Source organism: Prevotella sp. tf2-5 (genome assembly GCF_900115435.1).
GTDB lineage: Bacteria > Bacteroidota > Bacteroidia > Bacteroidales > Bacteroidaceae > Prevotella.
In genome coordinates this window covers 63,172-85,118 of record NZ_FOWK01000005.1, presented here as the reverse complement: position 1 = coordinate 85,118, position 21,947 = coordinate 63,172, and the positions used below count along the sequence as shown (strand labels likewise).

The window sequence follows — 21,947 nt, the reverse complement described above, 5'->3', positions numbered from 1 at the left end:
AGGGTATTAGTGGACACGGGTAAACACCATGGTGTCTCCGTCGTCATCCAGCTCCAATGTGGTATTGGTCAGTTTCTTGATGGTCAGTTCTCCGTCGAAGGGCACCTCATCCTTGAACTGCTTCTTGATCTCCTTGTCCATCTCTTCCTGCATCATACTCTCCACAGCCTTTTTCGTCTCCGGGTTCTTCTCTATCGCTTGTGCGTACTCCCCCACAAGTCTCATCTTGTCCAGTCTGACAGTGGATTGATTGACTTGGTAGTTCAGTGTCACCTTATTACCTTTCTGCTGATAGGTCCCGGGAAGAATCATGGTGCATGTAAAAGAGCCGACCTCTGGCTCGTTATGCTCCATCTGCATCTCCATCTGTGCCTTATTCCCCTGGTTGAATATGAGGACTAACTTAGAGGTGTCGCCATCAGCGTCTTTCTCTACGTTTGCCGTCCATTTCCCTTGGAGGCTCTGTGCCTGCAGGCTCATGACCGCCATCAGCAGCAGAGCCGTCATCATTGAGATTCTTTTCATTGTATAGTCTGTATTAAATTTGTTTTAATGGGATACTCACGATGAACCGGCAGCCGTTGGTATATCCGGGGTCGAGTGTGAGGGTGCCGCCCATCAGCATGATGACACGACGGCAGAGGAACAGTCCGAGACCGAGTCCCTCGGTGAACATATCAATCTTGGTGAACTTCTCGAAGACGAAGTCAGCCTTGTCGGAAGGAATACCGGGTCCTGTGTCCTCTATGGTGAAGTTCATCATCGTGTCGGTGGCTTCGATACGCATGGTCATGACACCCTCGTTGGTGAAATGCAGGGCATTGACGAGCAGTTCCGTGAGGGCAATGAGCAGATGATGTCGGTTGGTCTGGACGGTCACCTCGTCACCCACATGGCTGTCGAGACGCATCTCTACGGTATGAGTTGTCAGACTGCTGGCATTCTCGAAAGCCTCACGCGCCACGTCGTTGCAGCCCACGGTATCGTCTGTGCTGATGGTCTTCTGGCTCTCGATCAGTGAGACGGTCAGCAGCTTGCTCACCATATAGTCGAGGGCGTTAGTCTGTACGTACATCGTCTCTGCCATCTCCCGTTTCTCGTCGTCTCCCATCATCTCACCACCGTCCCGCAACACCTGTGAGAAGCCTTGGACGATGTTAAGGGGTGTACGTATCTGGTGTGACATGTCTTGCATGAACTGTGTCTTCTGCTCACTTGCCTGACGTGCCAGCTGTGTCGCCTGCTCCAGTTCTGAGGTGCGCTGTTCCGTCTCCTGTTTGGTATTCTCCGCGTCGTGGATATGCTGGCTGATGCTCCGTCGCATATGACAGAAATTATTCTGCAGCTGACCTATCAGGTCGGTACGCTGACTGGTCGGCAGGATTTTCTCATAGTCACCATGGGCGATCTGTCGCAACTCGGCGGCGAGCAGTCCCAGCGGCTGTATGAAGTGTTTCACGATACGGTGGCATCCCATTGCCAGTAACAGCAGACCGATGACGAGCAGGGGCAGCAGGATATAGTTCAGACTGTTGTAGCCGCGCAGCAGCTCGTTGGAGGGGCAGACGAGGGCGACACTCCACTGGGTGCCTTCAAGGGGTCTGTAGAGCACGATATGCGACTTACCGTCGATGTTGACATCCATATGTCCTGTCCGTCCGTTGATCATCTCGTATCCCAGTGCCACGATATCGGTATGCTCCCTGGGGTCGGTATTGGTGAAGATGGTTTGTTTGAGGAGCTTCGTGGTGTCCGGGTGTACGAAATAGTGTCCGTCGGCTCCCAGCATCATGAAATAGGAGTTCTCATAGGGATGCTCCGCCGTGATGGTCTCTGTGAGTCTCTTCAGCGACAGGTCGGTGGAGATGACACCAACGAATTTCTCATTGTCGTCATAGAGTGGGATACAATAGGACGCTATCATCTCCGGACTTGACAGTGTCCCGGCATTGTAGTCGTCAAAGGGATCCACCCAGCAGGCTACCCTTTTCTGTCGGGGTGTCTTATACCACACCTTGCTATAGTAGTCGTAGTCCTCTTCCCGGACGGTGACCACAGAGTCTTTCCCAGTAGCCGATTGTTCTTCAAGACGGACGGAATAGGCTGAAAAGCCGTAGCTGTCACCAGGGAAGAAGTCTGGCTCCATCGTGATGGAGCAGCCGTTCGTGTTAGGGTGGTTGGCGACGATTCGATGACTGAATTTCAGCAGGGAGTCCTTGTCATGCTGGTGAAGGTTGACGAGCCAGATGATGTTACGTGTGGCTGTCTCCACCTCCACCATGAATCCCTTGACGCGTAGCGCCGTGTTGTCGAGCACGTGTGATGCCTCGTCTATCGCCTCTTCCCGGATGATGTTACGTGACTGCCAGTAGAGGAATCCTAGCGACAGCGAGAACACCAGTACCACGACGAACAGGATATAGAGGCTGAGCTTGATGGACAGCGACTGGCGGATATGTTTCCTCATCTCTATCATACGCTCTCCTCCTCTTTTTTGTCAGCGATGCTGAGCAGGTTACTCAACAACTCGGTGGTCGTATGGGTATGCTGCTGTATCTTGTCAGCCATGTGCCGGCATTCCTCAGCATCCATGTCGACGGCATGCTGGCGGAACTCAGCGACGGTGGCGTGGATAGCTTTCACCGACTGTTCCATACGGTCACTCATATTCAGGATGACGGCATCCTTCATGCGGTCACTCTCACGAGCCTGCTCGTAAGCCAGTTTCAAGTCCTCGTTACGCTGGCGGAGCACATCGGTCAGCTGCGTGATATGTGCGATATGCTGAGTGATGCTCTCCTGCATCTGCCGGAACGTGTTCTGCACATATCCCACCTCGTCGGTGCGGTGACTTACCTTCACGGGCTCGTCCATCTGTCCGGTAGCCATCTGGTGGGCAGCGTCTACCAGTTGCTGCAACGGCTTCAACTGGTGGTGACTGATGAAGAGACAGAACAGGGCGAGTAACAACAGACCGCTGAGACTGATGATGATTGTATAGCGCAGGAGTGAGTTGTAGGAACTGAAGATGTCACTCTCCGGACATACGATGGCGACACTCCATCCCGCATTCTCAAAGGGATGATAGAAGATGAAGTTCTGTGTGCCGTCAATACGCATCTGGCTATGTCCGATATGTCCCGTCTTCATGGAGATGGCTGCAAGATGTCCGTCGCTGGTAGGATCGTTGAAGGCATCTGCAAAGAACGCCTCATGCTCCTTGAGTGTATTGTCAGGGTGTATGATCAGGTGTCCGTCGGTACCCATCACCAAGGCGTGTGAGTTAGGGAATGGCTTCAGCGAGAGCACCAGGTCGGCAAACCACTTCATCGAGATATGTGCTGACAGCACACCCACCAGTTCTCCGTCTTTATCGTGCAACGGCATACCATAGGCTGTGACGATGGTTGTCTCTCCGCACTCCGTGTCGACATAAGGGTCTATCCAGATGGGTTTCTCATGATGCAAAGGTACGAAATACCATTTCTCCCGGGTATATGGCTGCTTGCCGGCGTTCACCGTCACCTGTATCTGTGTCGAGTCTGCTTGGCTGCGGTAGCCGAACACCTCATAGTAAGTGCCGTATTTCGGATAGACACCCGGCTCGAAGGCGATGGCACACCCCTGGATGTGGGGGTTCTCTCTCAACAGCTGCCGACAGAGACTGTCCATGATCTCCGGTCTGTTCAGACGCTTCTCTATCGTCCAGTGCATACTGCGTGTCGCCGTCTCCACCTCGTTCAGCGTATTGTCGATGCGCAACTCTGTGGTGCGCAGCGTCTGACGTGCCTTCTCCATTGCCTCCTGATAGATCGACTTACGGGCATGATGGAACATGATAAAGAGGGCGGTGACGAAGAGCACAGACACGAAGCCGACCACCCACAAAACAATTTGTGTGGTCAGCGAATGACGCGACTGGTTTTCTGTTATTCTCTTCATCTGCTGCAAAATTAGATAAAATTTTCGATATCAGACACTTCTTGTGGAAAAAAATGTTGCAGATACCCTCAAAACGTTGTGAGCCTACGCCTAAGCCCTTCTACATGTTTTTGTTTTCCACCAGGGGTGAACGATTTGTTCACCCCTTAGCTCACAAGGACTGTCCCCGTGTGAGGTTGGATCAATCTAGCCAGTCGTCGAATTCTTTCACACCATCTGGTTTACTTTCCTGAAGCAGACAAACATGGTGTTGTAGCTTCACTACCATAACCGATGGCTTCTCGTATATCTTCTTCATAATTGTTACATTATTACGTTGTTACATTACTTCACTACGACTTTACGTCCATTGTAAATATACAGTCCCTTCTTGGTGGGCTTGCCACTCAGGCGCACACCATTCAGCGTGTACCATGCCTCACTGTCGAAGGTCATCTCGCCCGTCTTGGTGTCAATCTCGCCGATACCCGTTACCTCTCCATCAGCGCTGACCAGACGTACGGTAATGCTCTGTGGCAGTTCCTCCGTAGCGGCACTACGTGCTGCGGCACGGGACGCATTAGGTGTGTCGTTCCACAGCAGGTAGCAACCCATCGGGCGAATCTTAGCACCACTGGCTACCTTCACGAAGTCGCCCACGTTGATATCATCTTTTGCCACACCTGCAAAACCGTAGGCACGGCCAATCTCCGCTTTACGATCGGCATTGTAGTCCGGGTCGTTGGTGTCGGTAGTCCACTTCATATATTCATACGTTCCCTTGAACTTCCAGTGACTGCCAGGGTCAGCTGTCACGCGGTTGCCACCGCCATTGGTGTTGAGTGTCACTGTACCATTGTTGAGATTAAAGGTCACTTTTCCGTCCGTCAGGTTTTCGTCTGGCAGCAGCAGATACGGCGTGTTTGTCTGTAGCGTAGCCGTTTCGGTCATCGTTGCCTCCCACTTGCCTGTCGTTTCATTCTTCGTAACACCCGTGAACTTGTAGAGTGTGCCGCCCGTCAGCATCTGTCCTTCGCCAAGCGAGAACGGCAGCATCACCGTGGATGGCTTACTGGCAGTAAATGTGCGGTTGTAGAGTACACCATTCACCGTCACATCATTGTCGAAGTTCACCGTGGTAGTCGATGTACCGTCGAATATGACGGCGATTTTGTCTGCATAGGCACTCCAAGCAGACTTATAGGAGACCACTTTGTTGCTGAGCACGTAGATATTTGTCAATTTGTTGCATCCACTAAAGGCAGAACCGCCTAAAGTGCAATCCGGGGCATAAACAGTGATCGTAGCCAGATTAGAGCAATTATCGAAGGCATGATCGCCGATGCTCGTTACACTGGCGGGGATGATAATCGACGTCAGACTAGAGCAATTATCGAAGGCCTGATCGCCGATATTCTCCACGCTGGCAGGGATTTCAATCGACGTCAGACTAGAGCAACTTTGGAAGGTTGCATCACCGATGCTCGTAAGCTGCGAACCTGTAGCAAATGTGACTGATGTCAGACCAGTGCAACCACTGAAGGCTTCATAGTCGATGCTCGTCACACTGGCAGGGATCTCAATCGATGTCAGATTAGTATTATAGAAGGCATAACAGCCGATGCTCGTCACGCTGGAGGGGATATTGATAGATGTCAGACCTGTGCATCTACCGAAGGCTAAATTGCCAATGGTCGTCACTCCATTCCCGATGACGAAAGTTTTGATGGAAGAACGATAATCTTTCCACGGTTGATCAGAAGGAACATAATCCGCCATAGCCCCCGTTCCGGTGATGGTGAGGGTGTAATTGGGAGATTCGCCGGTCAACACCCATACCACGTCTGTCTCATGATCAGTTGTGCCGCAATATCCACCAGTTATTCCCTTGATTTTGCCTGCATAGGTTTTCCAGTTTTTCTTTATTTGATAGGTGTCCACTAAGTCGCTGAACACGTAGATATTTGCCAATTTGTCGCATCCACTAAAGGCAAAATCACCTAAAGTGCAAGATGGGGCATAAACAGTGACAGTAGCCAGATTAGAGCAATTCTGGAAGGCACTATTACCAATGGTCGTCACGCTGGCGGGAATTTCAATCGATGTCAGACCTGTACAACCATAGAAGGTACTCCCACCGATGCTCGTCACGCCGGCAGGGATCTCAATCGATGTCAGACCAGAGCATCCTTCGAAGGCAGAAACACCGATGCTCGTCACGCCGGCAGGGATCTCAATCGATGTCAGACCTGTACAACCATAGAAGGCATACCCACCGATGCTCGTCACGCTGGCAGGGATTTCAATCGATGTCAGACCTGTACAACCATTGAAGGCATAATCGCGGATGATCGTCACGTCGTCAGGGATGGTCGTGTTTTTACATCCCGCTATCAATGTGTTGCTCGATTTTTCTATAATCGCATTACAATTGTCGCGAGAGTCATAGACCGCATTCTCTCCATCCACAGTCATTGCTTCTAAATTGCTACAATTTATGAAGGCACCATTGCCGATGCTGGTCACGCTGGCAGGGATATTAATCGATGTCAGACCTGTGTAATTGAAGGCAATATTACCAATGCTCGTCAACTGCGAACCTGCAGCAAAAGTGACGGTAGCCAGACCACTACAATTACGGAAGGCATTATTACCGATGGTCGTCACGCTGGCAGGGATATTAATCGATGTCAGACCTGTGTTATTGAAGGCATTATTACCAATGCTCGTCAACTGCGAATCTTCAGCAAAAGTGACTGTAGCCAGATAAGAGCAATTCCAGAAGGCACTCCCACCGATGCTCGTCACGCTGGCAGGGATTTCAATTGATGTCAGACCAGTGCAATATGCGAAGGTATAATTGCCAATGCTCGTCACACCAGCCCCGATGACGACAGTTTTGATAGAAGAACGATAATCTTTCCACGGTTGGTCGGAAGAAGATGCATAATCCGCCATAGCCCCTGTTCCGGTGATGGTGAGGGTGTAATTGGGGGATTCGCCGGTCAACTCCCATGTCAAGTTATATCCACACGAACCACTGGTCTCCTGACCCGGCTGCCACGGACCCTGCGCCCATGCCGTCGCAGTCGTGAGCATCATCACTAGCAGCAGCATGGCTGCCCGTCGCATTGCGCCCAGCCCCGAGGCCAACGGCGCGAAAAAGTTTTTCTTAATATTCATTGTTATTTCCTCTATCTTTCTCATCGCAATGGTTGAATATTCGAGTGCAAAGTTACGATTAACCGAGCAAAGAACAAAATAAATGCATTTATTTTTTCTTTCGAGGTGCCGCCTACCTTCGACCGAAGGTGCAAAGGTACGAAAATTTCGATTAAACGAGAACAAAAGAAATTTATTTATTTTGTCGAGTGTGAGAAATTTATCTAATAAGCGAGAAGAAAACCAAATTTTATTTGGATTTTCTCAAGCGTGAGTACCTTCGACGAAGGTCAAAAATCCCCCATTTCAACGGAAACTCTCCCTCGGAGGGGCTGTAAGAGAAGGGTATACTGCATGAGCTACCACAAAGCAGATGAAGAGTAAACAATATCTGTACGAAGTCTACGTTCTTAGGAAAAGAGTCAACCTCTCCAGTGAAAGTAGTCAACTGTTCTCAGAGAGAAGAGTCAACCAAATCCGTATGGGTAGAAAAATTACAAAATTGCCTCTAGAGCGAACGAACGAACAGTTGAACAGTTATTTTTTTTAATTTTAGTTTGAATAGAAATCTATATATTATATATATATTCAATATATATATAATATATAATATATATACAATAAATATACGCAGTTGCGGAATTTGTTTTTCATTAACTGTTCAACTGTTCGTTCGTTCGGATACAACACACACAGGCAATATCTGTAATCCCTCCATTGGAATAGCCTACAAAAGGGTATAGTAGTATCTGCCATCGCCCTCGATAGATACTGGAATCAGCGATGATAGATACTGGAATAAGGGATAGTAGATACTACTATCAAATGCTAAGAATATGTTAACACAAATTAACAAGAAATTCGCATTTTATTAACAGATTTTCACAGAAAATATCCGCCAAATTATTGACATGGCGTGTTAAATATATTAATTTTGCACGAGTGTTAGTACAATCAAATTACAAGGTGAATATGGAAATGAAGAGACGACTGATGACGGCAATGATGATCGCAATGAGTATGGGGATGATGAATGCCCAGACAGTTCAGAAACAGGTGGTGGAAGAAGGAGGTACCGGACCTTTCAAGTCTGAGGTGGTGGGAGACGCTTCCTGTCCGGGCTTCACGGTGTACCGTCCACAGAACCTGAAGGAAGTGGTGGCAAAGCACGGTGCCCTGCCTGTGATCGTCTATGCCAACGGTGCTTGTTTTAATCATAACGTGGAGATGCGTCTGTTGCTGAGCGAGGTGGCATCCCATGGCTATGTCGCCGCGGCTATCGGACCATATGACGAGGCAGACGTGATGGCACAGTGGAGAGGGGTGCTGAAGGCGGCTTATCCTGAGACCAAGGGTGAGGTGGTGATGGCTAACGGCGAGAAGATCATGCCCTTAACCCCAGAGGAGCTCAAGGCCCGTCAGGAGGAACAGGCGAAGCAGCGTGCGACAGAAGCCAAGAAGGGTAAGAAACAGCCTGCCGCCCCGCAGTTCAGTACCTATCCTAAGATGCTGCTGGAGGTGCTCGATTGGTTGACAGAGCAGAACGCTGCCGCAGGCTCGGAATACTATCACTGTCTCGACCTCGACCATGTGGCAGCCATGGGACAGTCGTGCGGCGGTGCCCAGGTGTTGGCAGTGGCTTACGACCCTCGTCTGAAGACCTGTGTGATGCTGAACACAGGCATCGGTGACATGGAGATGATGGGGGCGTCGAAAGAGTCGCTGAAGAATCTGCATCAGCCGATGTTCTATATGATCGGCGGTCCAGCAGACATCGCTTATGCCAATGCGCAGAAAGACTATGAGCGTATCGCTGACCATATCCCTGTAGTGATGCTGAACTCAAAGGACGGGCATAGCGGCACCTACTATGAGAAGCATGGCGGCAACTATGCCAAGGCAGTGGTGAAGTGGCTCGACTGGCAGTTAAAGGGACAAGTGGGACAGTCTGCCCTCTTCCTCGATGATGAGTACCTGAAGATGAAGTTCCCTGAGTGGCAGGGGGTGAGAAAGAATTTCTAACAGCCGCAGCGCTTATCCGTCACTTGGCGGAATATGTCTGGAAGACCAGAAAGGTGTCGTCGGCGTGGATGGTGAAGGTGGCTCCTGATGCCTCGTTCAACGTTCCCTGCCACCATTCCGTGGTGGGATAACATTGCCATTTCAAGCCCTCCGACGACAGTGCCACGCATCCGAAGTTAAAGACGCTGACCTGTTGATGGGGGAACGACTCGAAAGTCCTGATGCCTCTTGCCGGTGTGAAGAACCCATGGTCGGTGAACATCGTCCCCTCCACTTGGTATTCCCGGAAATAGCGCACCAGCAGCGAGATATTCCCTAGGGTATGGTCCTCCCGCTTGCCCGTGCATCCCAGATACGCTATCCTCCGCCACCCCTGTGCGACACAATAGCGCGTCGCCTTTGTCAAGTCGTTGTCCTCCTGTTCGTCAATTTGTATCAGACGGTCGTGATACTGTGCCGGTACGGAGTCACCGTCCCCTATGACGACATCCGCGTCAGGGAATGACCGGATGGCACCGTCACAACAGACGACATGACCTGCCGTATGCAATACCTGTAATGGAACAGGGTGCGTCGGGAACGACCCGTTGGCTAAGATGACGGCATCAAACATTGTTAAGTTCATATTTGGTAATCTTTGTCATCTTCTTCCACTTATAATAGCCTGCAATGGCGATGACGACATACAGCCCGTAGAGACCAGCCTTGAAGGGAATCCCCTTGGTGATATAGAGGTAGGTGCATACGGCATCGACGACAATCCAGAACAGCCACTGTTCCAGGAATTTACGTGCCAGAGCCCAGAGTCCTACAAAGGAGAGGGCGTTGGTAAAGGCGTCGAGGACAGGGATGGTGGAGTTCGTCCATGTGATGAGAATATAGTATGTCACACCCCATGCCACCAAGAAGGCGACGGTCGCTGGCAGGTAATACCGATGGGGCATGTGGATGATCGGTAATGGCTTATGCTCCTTCCTGGTCTTCTTGAATCGCCAGAAGACAAAACCGTAGAAGGCGGCAAGGGTATAGTAGACAGCCATCCCGGCATCGCCATAGAGTCCGTGCCGCCAATAGAGCACGACATCGAGTGCGGGCATGACGATGCCCACCAGCCACAGCCAGATGCTGGCACGATACTCAAGCCAGATATACACCAGCCCGAGTACCGTTGTGAATATGTCTAACCAGTCTATCATCAGAAATTAACCGACAGATGAGCCATGAGGTTAAAAGGTGCCGAGGGGGCGAAGCCTGCCTCATACTGATCACTCTCTCCCCAGCCTGTGGCAATCACTTTGTCGCCTTGTTTGACAAAGGCAGGGGCTGCCCAACCGTTGTTGTCGTACTTTGCCGAGAAGAGGTTATAGAGTGTCAAGCCCACCGTGACATCCTTCATACCCAGCTTGGGCATCCGGAAGTTATAGCTCAGGTCTACATTCGTCGTGAAATGTCCTTCCAGCATCATGCCCACATTGATGAGCTGACCGTTGTCATCCTGTGTCTGGTAGCTCTTGAAACCGGTGTTCGTCATGTACTGCTCACTGACATATTGGCTCTGGACACTGGCTTTCAGTCCACGATAGCTGAAAGTGAGGATATTGTTCAGGATGAAGTCAGGTGAGAAAGCCAGTGGCTGGTTACCCAGGTCGGCAACACCGCCATCCATCAATTGCACGGTAATCCCTTTGACACGATTCTTCGACCAAGTGGCATTGACATCCCAGCGGAACCAGTCCACGGGTTTCAGGGCAGCCTCCAGTTCCACACCCAGGCGATAGCTGTCGGGCAGGTTACGTGTAATAGCCTCACCGATCTTGTCGATCTCACCTGTCAGCACGAACTGGTCCTTATAGTTCATCCAATAGAGGTTGGCACCTGCCGTAAACAGCTGACTCTGATACTTATAGCCCACCTCCAGGTCGTTCAGTCTTTCAGCCTTGGGCTGGTCCAGCTCGGCGTTCAGACTGTTCTGGAAATTGTTGCGGGTCGGTTCTTTATGGGCAATGGCGTAGGAGGCGTAAACCTTATGGTTGGAGGTGATGTCATAGTTCAGTCCGAATTTAGGATTAAAGAAATCATACGACACCTTCATATCATAGACAATACGCTTATTGGTATTCCAGTTGATCTCGTCCGTGGGACCCACCATCTTGATACCCACATGACGGTATTGCATGTCGACATACGCGTTCAGTCCGGGCAGGAAGTCATAGGTCACCTTGCCATAGACGTTGAAGTCGGTCTTCTTGGTATTGTCGTCATAGTATTTATGGTTAGGCTGCAAGGGAGCCACAGGGCTCTTCACCCAGGTCACATAGCCAAAGTGGTCACCGTTGTACCTGTTCCAGCCACCGCCAAAGGTAGCCTGCAGGTTCTTACGATTGTTATAGTTCAGTGATGCCACCACCCCATAAAAGTAGTTATCCATCTTCTTCTGGCGCACCAAGTCGCTCTTCTCCCAGGTCTCCTGCGGGTCCAGATCATACTCAAGGAGGGTGCGTTTACGCTTATACTCCTCATAGTAGCCGTCACCCTTGGTATAGTGCAGGGCGGCATTCAGGTTCAGCACGTCAGAGAGGCGCTGGTTCCAGATGAGCTGATAGTTCTGCTGGTGGTAGTTGTCCGTCTGGTTGTCATAATAGCGGGTGTTACCGTCCTCGTCATAGTATTCACCACATGAGTTATAGGTGCGCCCATATAACGCCTGCTCATATTTCGACGTGTAGTTCCAGGCATGATAGGTCTCCTCGACACCATTGAAGGTGATGAACTTCACCATGGTATTGTCGCCGAAGTAGCCTGCCTGCAGGAAATAGGAGTTCAGCTTGGTCGAGGCACGGTCGAGGTAACCCTTCGACCCGATATTGGAGAGACGCCCCTGGATGCCCCAGTGTCCGCCCAGCAGTCCTGTGCCGAAACGCAGGGTCTCCTTATGGCTATAGTAAGAACCTGCACTGAGGTCAATGCCCACAAACGGTTCCGTACCGATGTTCTCCGTTTGCATATTGATGGTGGCACCAAAGGCACCGGCACCGTTCGTGGAGGTACCCACACCACGCTGGATCTGCATCGACTGCACACTGGAGGCGAAGTCGCCCATGTTCACCCAGTACAGTTGGGCACTCTCGGCGTCGTTCATCGGTATGCCGTTGGCGGTGATATTGATACGACTGGGGTCTGTGCCACGGACACGCAGGGACGTATAGCCGATACCGTTACCCGCGTCGGAAGTCATCGTCACTGAGGGTGTCAGCGACAAGAGATACGGTACGTCCTGTCCGTAGTTGACAGCCTTCAACTGTTCCTTGTTCATGTTGGTGAACGCCATCGGTGTCTTCTTGGTGGCACGTGTCGCCACCACCTGTACGTCTTGTAACTCCACATTTTTCAGTGAGTCCATCTCCTCTGCCTGTACTGTCATCACAGTTCCCAGCAGACCTAAAAAGCACCATTTCTTCATCCCTTTTTTCATTTTAATCTTTCATTTTTAATTTTTAATCTTTCATCTACAAAAAGGGGGTGTTATCTTGAATCTCGAACTCTATCATCCCTACGTCGGTATGACCCGCATCAGGTTAAGAGGGTATCATCTCAGCCGCCAACAGACGGCACCCCTTGATAATTCGAGTGCAAAGGTACATAATTTCGATTAAACGACAACAAAAGAAATCGATTTCTTTTGTCGAGTGTGAGAAATTTATCTAAATAATAAATGAAAATTGGTCATTGAAAACAGAAAATTTCCAATGACCATAGTATCCTCCCCCTCAACAGGGGGAGGTTAGGAGAGGGTCTCTATCCGAATTTCTCCACCGCCTCGTAATAGGTGTCGAGACTGCCGATGTCGAAACGTCCCGCCGTCATCTGCCACGCATGCATCGTGGTATGGTCGACCATATAATGGGCGAGGTTACCCGGGGCGTCCTTGCCACAGCCGTTCTCTACAGAATGGCGCACCAGGTCGAGGTCTTTCCTCATATATATATAAAAAGGTGGTACTGCCCAGTGGCTCTTCGGCTCTTGTGGCTTCTCCTCCATGTTCAGCACCTTCATCTGCTCATCGACCACGATGACCCCTGTGCGTTGCAGTTTCTCGATACTGGGTTGCTCGTGGCACATGATACAGGAGGTCTGTTTCCCCTTGGCGAAGTCGACAAACTCCTGGAAGGAAAAGAACAACAGGTTGTCGGCGGCAACGACAAGCATATCATCATCGATATGGAGCTTGTCCATCGCAAACAGCAAGTCGCAGACAGCACCTAAGCGTGTGTCGTTGGTGGAGGTACCGTCATCCATAATGGTAATGGGCTTGGTATAACGCTGCGTCGTTTTCCATTCCTCGAAGATGGGTGCGAACTTATGATTCGTCACAATGATATGCTCGTCAATCTCTGGAATCTGATCGATGTCATCAAGCATACGTCCTAAGATGGTGTTCTCTCCTATCTTCAACAGGGGCTTCGGGAAATTCTTCGTCAACTCCCCCAGTCTGGTGGCATATCCTGCCGCAATCACGATATTCTTCATCACTCTTAACTTTAATTCTCAACTAAACAAAGCGAGCACCGTTGTCGGGACGGACCCAGAAGACTTTAAAGGTCTTCTCATACTCAGGAAACTCCTCCAGATAACGACGGGTAAGCTCTTTCTCTATATTCTCCTTATGAGCCGGGTCTACCAAGGCGATACAAGCACCCTTGAAACCGGCGCCACTGAACCTGCCGCCATAGACACCAGGCAGTGAGCGCATGATCTCATAGATAGCGATCAGCTCAGGACTGCCACACTCATAGTTATGGATACTGCTCTCACAGGAGTCGAAGGACAGCTTGCCGAAGAGTTTCAGGTTACCTGTCTCCCATGCTGTCACACCCTGACGCACCCTTCTGTATTCTGAGTAGAAATGCTCGGCACGACGGGCAAAACGCGCAGGCATGGCGATACGTGTCTTGTCGAATGTCGACTTGGGGATGTCACGTAGGAAGGTCTTGTCGAAGGTCTTCAAGGGCTGCTCGGTATAGGCAAGCATATTCCATGCCGCCGTCTTACACTCATAGACTCGCAGGTTATAGTCGGAGTTCACCAGAGAACGGGTCAGTCCAGAGAAGAAGATACCGATCTCAAAGTCGGGCATCTCCGCATTCCGCTTGATGATACGATAGTCGTTGGTGTCACAGTCGAGGAACAGCAGTCCGTCTTTCTTACCCAGTGCGATACAAGCCTGGTCCAGCAGACCGTTGTTCAGTCCGATATACTCCCGTTCTGCCTCTGAGGCGATCTTCACCACCTCGAAAGGTTGCAATACGATATCGTTCGCCTTGGCGAAAGCCATCACATAGGCTATCAGCACTGCTGCGGAGGATGACAACCCACCCACAGGAAGGGAGCCTTGTATCACACCCTCGATACCTCGTTTCAACTCAAATCGTTTCCTCAGCGCATATTTAGCACCACGGGCATAGTCGCCCCAATGGTGCTCCTTCACCTGCGAGGGGGTATTCACATGAAACTGTACGTCGCCCTCAAAAGTTTTTGACGACAACTGCACGAGGCTGTCCTCGCGCGTATTAAACCAAAGGTCAACACCCTTGTCAATGGCAAAACCGGTCACCAGTCCATGCTGATGGTCTACATGGGCACCTAAGGGACATACCCTGTAAGGTGAGAAAATGTGATACTGAAATGATTGTTCCATAAGTGATTTTTAGTCAAAGGAGGTCCCAACCGTGGGGGCTGAGACCTCTTTTTAATATTAGGTTTTCTGTTTAGAAGTCCATCTTGTCAAGGGCATCCGTGAAGTCCTTAGGCTCATTGCTGGGCTCATGGTACTCCTCGTTACGCTCAGGGCGCTCACGACGCTCCGGACGGGGGCGGCGCTCACCACGCTCCGGACGCTCACGACGCTCGCCACGCTCTGGACGTGGACCACGCTCCGGGCGCTCACGACGACGCTGCTGAGGCTCTACATAGTCGGCAGGCTTCTCAACGAGTACACGATGAGAGAGCTTGAACTTACCTGTCTTCGGGTCAATCTCCAACAGTTTAACGGTGATCTTGTCACCTTCCTTCAGACCGGCTTCCTCGACAGTCTCAAGGCGCTTCCAGTCAATCTCTGAAATATGGAGCAGACCGTCCTTGCCAGGCATGAACTCTACGAAGCAGCCGTAAGGCATGATGCTGCGGATCGTACCCTCGTAGACCTCACCAATCTCCGGGATGGCGACGATAGCCTTGATCTTGGCGATAGCGGCGTCGATGACCTCCTTGTTAGGACCGCTGACCTGAATCTTACCAACTCCGTCTTCCTCATCGATGGTGATGACGGCACCAGTATCCTCCTGCATCTGCTGGATGATCTTTCCACCAGGACCAATCACCGCACCAATGAACTCCTTCGGAATCTCGAAGGCCTCGATACGTGGTACCTGTGGCTTCAGCTCCGGACGTGGCTCGGCGATGGTGTCTGTGATGCACTTCAGGATGTGCTCACGACCAGCCTTTGCCTGCATCAGCGCTTTCTCCAGGATATCGAAAGACAGACCGTCACACTTGATATCCATCTGGGTAGCGGTCAGACCGTCCTTGGTACCAGTGGTCTTGAAGTCCATATCACCCAAGTGATCCTCATCACCGAGGATATCACTCAGTACGGCATACTTGTCCTCACCTGGGTTCTTGATCAGACCCATGGCGATACCAGAGACGGGTTTCTTCATAGGAACACCAGCGTCCATCAGGGCGAGGGTACCGGCACATACGGTAGCCATAGAAGAGGAACCGTTAGACTCCAGGATCTGTGATACGACACGTACGGTATAGGGGAAGTCTGCGGGAATCATATCCTTCAGACCACGCCATGCGAGATGACCGTGACCGATCTCACGACGACCGACGCCACGCTGTGCCTTAGCCTCTCCCGTACAGAACGGTGGGAAGTTATAATGCAACAGGAAACGCTGGTAGCTCTTGTCGAGCACGTCATCCACGAGTTTCTCATCGAGCTTAGTACCCAGGGTGACCGTTGTCAACGACTGTGTCTCACCACGGGTGAAGATAGAGCTTCCATGAGGCATGGGCAGTGGAGACACCTCACACCAGATAGGACGGATCTCGTCTGTCTTACGACCATCGAGACGGATACCCTCATCGAGGATGCAACGACGCATGGCGTCACGCTCCACATCATGATAGTAACGCTCCATCATGGCATATTTCTCCTCCAGCTCATCTTCTGTCAGGTCAGCATGCTCGGCAGCATATTTCTCCTTGAAGTCATTGAGGATCTTCTCGAAAGCCTCGGCACGGGCATGTTTCTCAAGAGCCTGCTTCGTCACGTCATAGGCGGGCTGGTACAGCTCCTTGTTCATACGCTCACGTAGCTCCTCATCGTTGACCTCATGGTCGTACTCACGCTTCACATCCACACCCAGCTCCTTGCTCAGCTCGGTCTGTAACTCACACATAGGCTTGATGGCTGCCATAGCAGCTTTCAGGGCACCGATCATATCCTGCTCGCTGACCTCCTTCATCTCACCCTCTACCATCATGATATTCTCAGCAGAGGCACCAACCATGATATCCATGTCGGCTTCCTTCATCTGCTCGAAGGTAGGATCAATCACATACTCCCCATTGATACGAGCCACGCGAACCTCAGAGATGGGGCACTCGAAGGGGATATCTGAACATGCCAACGCTGCGGATGCGGCAAAGCCGGCAAGAGCATCAGGCTGGTCAACACCATCGGCACTGAGCAGCATCACGTTGACAAATACTTCTGCGTGATAATTGGAGGGGAACAGGGGACGGAGCACACGGTCGACCAGACGACTGGTGAGAATCTCATTGTCCGAAGCCTTACCCTCGCGCTTGGTGAAACCACCGGGGAAACGTCCTGCGGCGGCATACTGCTCTCTGTAGTCTACCTGCAGAGGCATGAAATCTGTTCCGGGAACTGCATCTTTTGCGGCACAAACAGTAGCCAGCAGCACGGTGTTGTTCATACGGAGAATAACACTTCCATCGGCCTGCTTTGCCACTTTCCCGGTTTCAATGGTGATGGTTCTTCCATCAGGCAATTGAATACTTTTCGTAATTACGTTCATCTTGTAAAAAAACATCTAAAATAAATAAAGGGTGCAAAGGCAGTGCAAAACGAATGCAGAATATCTTGTTTTCAACTGTGGTATAGCCTGCTTTCGCAGTCGCAATGCCAAATGCGGCTGCAAAGGTACACATTATTAATTGATAAAACGAAAAATCCCGCATTATTTTTCTTTTTTTATGAAATTAGTCGTATCTTTGCACCGTGTACAAGAACCATATTCCGAACTAATGATGCGACGAGTATTTTTCCTTATCAGACCGAACCGAGATTTAAATTCTATATTCAAAAATGTCCAAAACAAAAATCCCTGCGTGGCAGGGGTTTTTGTTATTTCATCAACAAGGCGGAAAGTTCCTTCATGCCCTCACTGGCTCCCTTTTGGATTTGTTGAACATTAGCACCAGCGGAGACAGGTTTGGGATCGATGAGGTAGATGGGGACTCCTGGTTGCACATACTGTACCAATCCAGCGGCAGGATAGACGTTGAGGGAGGTGCCGATGATGATGAAGATGTCTGCCTTCATGGCCTCGGCGGCTGCAGCACTGATCATGGGAACACCCTCACCGAAGAAGACAATGAATGGGCGGAGCAGGGAACCGTCACCTGCCTTCGTGCCAGGCTCTACCTCACAATTCTCAGGTGTCAGCGTGATCTGGTAACGGGGGTCATCCACGTCACGGCTGGAGCATACCTTCATCAGTTCACCATGCAGGTGAATGACCTTCGATGAACCAGCCATCTCATGGAGATTATCGACATTTTGGGTGACAACGGTCACATCGTATTTCTCTTCCAGTTTTGCCACCAGACGGTGTCCCTCATTGGGTTGTGTGCCGATGCATTTTTTACGCAGCATATTATAGAAATTGGTCACCAAGGTAGGATCCGCCTCCCATCCCTCATGAGTCGCTACTTTTGCCACAGGATAGTTCTCCCATAGTCCGTCAGCATCTCGAAAAGTCTTCAGTCCACTCTCTACCGACATACCGGCACCAGTCAAAACAACAATTTTCTTCATAAGCCTTTATATTTAGATTTTTTGCAAAAATAATAAATAATTGAGAGTTGGCAATTGAGAATTGAGAAATATTTTTTAAATTTGCAAAATTAAACAGAAAAGCTCATGAAAGTATTACGTGACAGAATTATGCAAGACGGACGCTGCCTGGATGGTGGCATCTTGAAAGTCGACCGTTTCATCAATCATCAGATGGATCCTTACCTGATGAAGCAGATCGCTATTGAGTTCATCCGACGCTTTGCCGACGAGGACATCAATAAGATCATTACTGTGGAAGCGTCGGGTATCGCTCCAGCTGTCATGCTGGGTTATCTGATGGAGTTGCCTGTTGTCTTCGCCAAGAAGAAAAAGCCCTCAACGATGGGTGAGTTCTATGTGTCTACGGTCCGCTCGTTTACGAAGCAACGTGAATATCCCCTGATGGTAAGTTGTGAATACCTGTCCAGTGAGGATAATGTGTTGTTTGTTGACGACTTCCTGGCTTATGGTAATGCCGGACTGGGTATCATTGACTTGTGCCAGCAAGCAGGAGCCACCATCGTCGGCATGGGGTTCATCATCGAGAAGGAGTTCCAGCATGGCAGAAAGGTTTTGCAGGATCACGGTATTCATCGTATCGAGTCGCTTGCTATCATTGAATCATTGGAGAATAATGAGATCAAGCTAAAATAATGTAGTCATGGAAGACGGCAAGAGCAAACTTTATTCTGTCTTCTCTAAAAAGGATGAGTGAACTAACCTTACGCAAGCGCATTGCTTTGGAGGCGGCGGCTCTGATGAGTCGGAATATCCTCAAGGAACATCCCTTGAGACAGTTGTTCTGGGAATGTACCTTGCGATGTAATGTGAATTGCCGCCATTGCGGTAGTGACTGCAGGAAACTGTCGGAAGTCAAGGACATGCCACGTGAGGATTTTTTCCATGTGCTTGATAGTATTGCCGGCAGGGCCGATCCACATCGGGTTTTTGTGACGATCACAGGAGGAGAACCGTTGTTGCGTGATGACTTGGAAGTTTGTGGAAAAGAGATTTTCGAACGGGGCTTCCCCTGGGGTATGGTGACTAACGGACTCATCCTGACCCCAGAGCGTTTTGAGTCGTTGCGGAAGGCAGGGATGCATAGTATCACTGTCAGTATGGACGGTCTGGAGGAGAACCACAACTGGATGCGTCGTCATCCCCAGAGTTTCCAGATGGTCGATCAGGTCTTAGATCTCTTCGTGCAGCATCCGCAGATTGCTTCTGATGTCGTCACCTGTGTCAACCAACGTAATTATGAGCAGTTACCGGCTATCCGTGACTATCTTATCAGTAAGGGCATCGGTTATTGGCGAATCTATTCTATCTTTCCTGTTGGACGTGCCGCCAACGACCCGGTGATGCAGATTAGTAATGAGCAATATCGTGGGATGCTTGATTTCATCCGTAAGACTCGCCAGGAGGGAAGGATTCATGTTTCCTATGGCTGTGAGGGCTTCCTCGGACGTTATGAGGGTGAGGTCCGTGAGTTGTTCTTCAATTGTCAGGCAGGGGTGACGGTAGGTTCTGTGATGGCAGACGGTTCCATCGCTGCCTGTGCCAGTATCCGTGCCGACTATCATCAGGGCAATATCTATGAGGACGACTTTATGGAAGTGTGGGAGAACCGCTATATGCCCTATCGTAACCGTGAATGGATGCGGAAAGGTGAATGTAAGGATTGTCGCTATTGGCGATACTGTCAGGGGAATGGTATGCACCTGCGGGATGGGAACGGTAACCTCATCCTCTGTCATCTAAAACGCATCCAAGAGCCGAGTCTGACCGTTAAATAATCTTTTTTTCATTAATTTTCTTTGTTTTGTCCTCGCTTAATAGTACCTTTGCACCCGAAATCATCAAGCGCTTGAGTTATGAAGAAGATTCGTTGTTTTGTCAATCTGGCTCTCTCTGCCGTCATTGTGGCTCTGGGTTTCGGTTCTTGTGTGTCTCAGCAAAAATACCGGGAAGCTCAGGAAGAGATTCAGCAACTGAAAGCAGAGAATGATGCGTTAAAAGAAGATAACGCAGGTTTAAAGCGTGAGATGCAGAAAATCATGGACTATAAGAAGCGTATAGAGGAGCGTAAGGTGGTTTATGGACCACGACCCACCTCTTTCCAGGAAAAAATCAACAAGTAGTTTACATTAATAATATTATAGAGAAAGAAAATGGATAAAATTAGTTATGCGCTGGGTCTGGGCATAGGTCGTCAATTAGCCCAGATGGGTGCTGCTGAGTTAAATATCGATGATTTTGCTACAGCTATCAAGGATGTGATAGCAGGCAATGACTTGAAGGTATCTCATCGGGAGGCACAGCAGATCGTACAGGACTATTTCGCTGCTCAAGAGGAAAAGATCAACAAGCAGCGTTCCGAGCAAGGCAAGGTTCATAAGGAAGCTGGTGAGAAATACCTCGCCGAGAACGCCAAGAAAGACGGTGTGATTACCCTGCCGAGTGGACTGCAATATCAAGTACTGAAGGAAGGTAATGGTAAGAAACCTACTGCAAAAGACAGTGTGAAGTGTCATTATGAGGGATTCCTTATTGATGGTACCGTCTTTGACAGTAGTGTTGAGCGTGGTGAACCTGCCGTTTTCGGACTGCAGCAGGTGATTGCCGGATGGACAGAAGGTCTGCAGTTGATGCAGGAAGGTGCCAAGTACCGTTTCTTCATTCCTTACCGTCTTGCTTACGGAGAGGGTGGCGCAGGAGCTTCTATCCCTCCATTCGCAGCTCTTATCTTCGACGTAGAGTTGATTCAAGTGATGTAATATCGAAATATTGAAATAATAAAAAAAGAAATGAGAAAGTTTACTTTTGCTGCTATTGCAGCAGTAGCCGCAGCCACGATGTTCTCTTGCGGCAATGGCACTCCTAAGGCTAACCTGAAGAGTGATGTTGATACTGTCAGCTATGCTATTGGTATGGCTCAGACAAATGGTCTGAAAGATTATCTCGTGAATCGTCTGGACATTGATACCGCCTATATGGACGAGTTTATCAAGGGTCTCAACGAGGGTGCTAATGCTGGTGATGATAAGAAGAAGGCAGCTTATTATGCTGGTATTCAGATTGGTCAGCAGATCAGCAACCAGATGGTAAAGGGTATCAACCATGATCTTTTCGGCAATGACTCTACCCAGACCATTTCTCTGAAGAACTTCATGGCAGGTTTCATTAGTGGTACTACTGGAAAGGGTGGTCTTATGACTGTTGACTCCGCCCAGATGGTTGCCCAGAGACTGATGCAGTCTATCAAGGCTAAGAACATGGAGAAGGAGTTTGGTCCCAACAAGGTTGCTGGTGAGAAATTCCTCGCAGAGAACGCCAAGAAAGAGGGTGTGAAGACCCTTGCTGGTGGTGTACAGTACAAGGTTATCAAAGAGGGTAATGGTGCTATTCCAGCTGACACTTCTCGTGTGAAGGTCAATTACGAGGGTCGTCTGCTTGACGGTACCGTATTCGACAGTTCTTACAAGCGTGGTGAGCCGGCAGAGTTCCGTTGCAACCAGGTTATCAAAGGATGGACAGAAGCTCTCGTCCACATGCCCGCTGGTTCTGTATGGGAGGTATATGTTCCCCAGGAACTTGCCTATGGTCCACGTCAGCAGGGTAATGACATTAAGCCTTTCTCTATGCTTATTTTCAAGATAGAGTTGTTGGAGGTTAATCCTAAAAGAAAGTAAAC

At 49.9% G+C, this 21,947-nt stretch carries 17 protein-coding genes and 1 riboswitch; of the genes, 6 read left to right on the top strand and 11 right to left on the bottom strand.

What is annotated here, in order from left to right; genetic code table 11:
- Positions 1-6 precede the first annotated feature (6 nt).
- The 4 genes from BM257_RS06855 to BM257_RS06840 form a co-directional block, all read right to left on the bottom strand.
- Positions 7-525: a hypothetical protein gene (locus tag BM257_RS06855; protein ID WP_143096789.1), complete on the bottom strand. Its 519-nt coding sequence runs from the start codon at positions 523-525 to the stop codon at positions 7-9.
- A 13-nt stretch (positions 526-538) separates the two neighbouring features.
- Positions 539-2,467 (bottom strand): ATP-binding response regulator, encoded by a 1,929-nt coding sequence (locus BM257_RS06850; protein WP_177216042.1) that lies wholly within the window; start codon positions 2,465-2,467, stop codon positions 539-541.
- Between the two features lie 5 nt (positions 2,468-2,472).
- A complete protein-coding gene (locus tag BM257_RS06845) occupies positions 2,473-3,942 on the bottom strand; it encodes a PDC sensor domain-containing protein (protein ID WP_092070161.1) in 1,470 nt (489 codons plus the stop codon).
- 324 nt (positions 3,943-4,266) lie between these two features.
- Entirely contained in the window at positions 4,267-7,104 is a 2,838-nt protein-coding gene (locus BM257_RS06840; RefSeq protein ID WP_177216041.1) for a leucine-rich repeat domain-containing protein, read from the bottom strand.
- Positions 7,105-8,055: 951 nt separating this feature from the next.
- Between BM257_RS06840 and BM257_RS06835 the strand changes: the two genes are divergently transcribed.
- Positions 8,056-9,105: an alpha/beta hydrolase gene (locus BM257_RS06835; protein WP_092070155.1), complete on the top strand. Its 1,050-nt coding sequence runs from the start codon at positions 8,056-8,058 to the stop codon at positions 9,103-9,105.
- Positions 9,106-9,124: 19 nt separating this feature from the next.
- Here the strand turns inward: BM257_RS06835 and BM257_RS06830 are convergent, their stop codons facing one another.
- From BM257_RS06830 to BM257_RS06800, 7 genes are all read right to left on the bottom strand, one after another.
- The gene (locus BM257_RS06830; protein ID WP_255405610.1) at positions 9,125-9,730 is read right to left on the bottom strand and encodes a thiamine diphosphokinase; all 606 of its coding nucleotides are present in this window, start codon (positions 9,728-9,730) and stop codon (positions 9,125-9,127) included.
- Positions 9,711-10,301, bottom strand: coding sequence for a nicotinamide riboside transporter PnuC (gene pnuC / locus BM257_RS06825; RefSeq protein WP_092070149.1), 591 nt, complete (start codon positions 10,299-10,301; stop codon positions 9,711-9,713). Before pnuC ends, BM257_RS06830 begins: the two co-directional genes overlap by 20 nt.
- The gene (locus tag BM257_RS06820; protein ID WP_092070537.1) at positions 10,301-12,565 is read right to left on the bottom strand and encodes a TonB-dependent receptor; all 2,265 of its coding nucleotides are present in this window, start codon (positions 12,563-12,565) and stop codon (positions 10,301-10,303) included. Before BM257_RS06820 ends, pnuC begins: the two co-directional genes overlap by 1 nt.
- Positions 12,566-12,635: 70 nt before the next feature.
- Positions 12,636-12,731, bottom strand: a riboswitch (TPP riboswitch).
- Between the two features lie 169 nt (positions 12,732-12,900).
- Entirely contained in the window at positions 12,901-13,632 is a 732-nt protein-coding gene (locus tag BM257_RS06815; protein WP_092070146.1) for a nucleotidyltransferase family protein, read from the bottom strand.
- 22 nt (positions 13,633-13,654) lie between these two features.
- Positions 13,655-14,800 carry a GHMP family kinase ATP-binding protein gene (locus BM257_RS06810; RefSeq protein ID WP_092070143.1) on the bottom strand — a complete coding sequence of 382 codons (1,146 nt, stop codon included), beginning with the start codon at positions 14,798-14,800 and terminating at the stop codon, positions 13,655-13,657.
- A 70-nt stretch (positions 14,801-14,870) separates the two neighbouring features.
- On the bottom strand, positions 14,871-17,210 hold the full coding sequence (pnp, locus tag BM257_RS06805) for a polyribonucleotide nucleotidyltransferase (RefSeq protein ID WP_092070534.1): 2,340 nt from the start codon (positions 17,208-17,210) through the stop codon (positions 14,871-14,873).
- Positions 17,211-17,539: 329 nt separating this feature from the next.
- Positions 17,540-18,232 carry an SIR2 family NAD-dependent protein deacylase gene (locus tag BM257_RS06800; RefSeq protein WP_092070140.1) on the bottom strand — a complete coding sequence of 231 codons (693 nt, stop codon included), beginning with the start codon at positions 18,230-18,232 and terminating at the stop codon, positions 17,540-17,542.
- 105 nt (positions 18,233-18,337) lie between these two features.
- On the opposite strand from BM257_RS06800, the gene xpt reads away from it, so the two are divergent.
- From xpt to BM257_RS06775, 5 genes are all read left to right on the top strand, one after another.
- The gene (xpt, locus tag BM257_RS06795) at positions 18,338-18,907 is read left to right on the top strand and encodes a xanthine phosphoribosyltransferase (RefSeq protein ID WP_092070137.1); all 570 of its coding nucleotides are present in this window, start codon (positions 18,338-18,340) and stop codon (positions 18,905-18,907) included.
- Between the two features lie 53 nt (positions 18,908-18,960).
- A complete protein-coding gene (locus BM257_RS06790; protein ID WP_092070134.1) occupies positions 18,961-20,049 on the top strand; it encodes a TIGR04133 family radical SAM/SPASM protein in 1,089 nt (362 codons plus the stop codon).
- Positions 20,050-20,127: 78 nt separating this feature from the next.
- Positions 20,128-20,394: an FtsB family cell division protein gene (locus tag BM257_RS06785; protein WP_092070131.1), complete on the top strand. Its 267-nt coding sequence runs from the start codon at positions 20,128-20,130 to the stop codon at positions 20,392-20,394.
- A gap of 30 nt (positions 20,395-20,424) precedes the next feature.
- Positions 20,425-21,030, top strand: coding sequence for an FKBP-type peptidyl-prolyl cis-trans isomerase (locus BM257_RS06780; protein ID WP_092070128.1), 606 nt, complete (start codon positions 20,425-20,427; stop codon positions 21,028-21,030).
- Between the two features lie 30 nt (positions 21,031-21,060).
- A complete protein-coding gene (locus tag BM257_RS06775; RefSeq protein ID WP_092070125.1) occupies positions 21,061-21,945 on the top strand; it encodes an FKBP-type peptidyl-prolyl cis-trans isomerase in 885 nt (294 codons plus the stop codon).
- Positions 21,946-21,947: the final 2 nt, after the last annotated feature.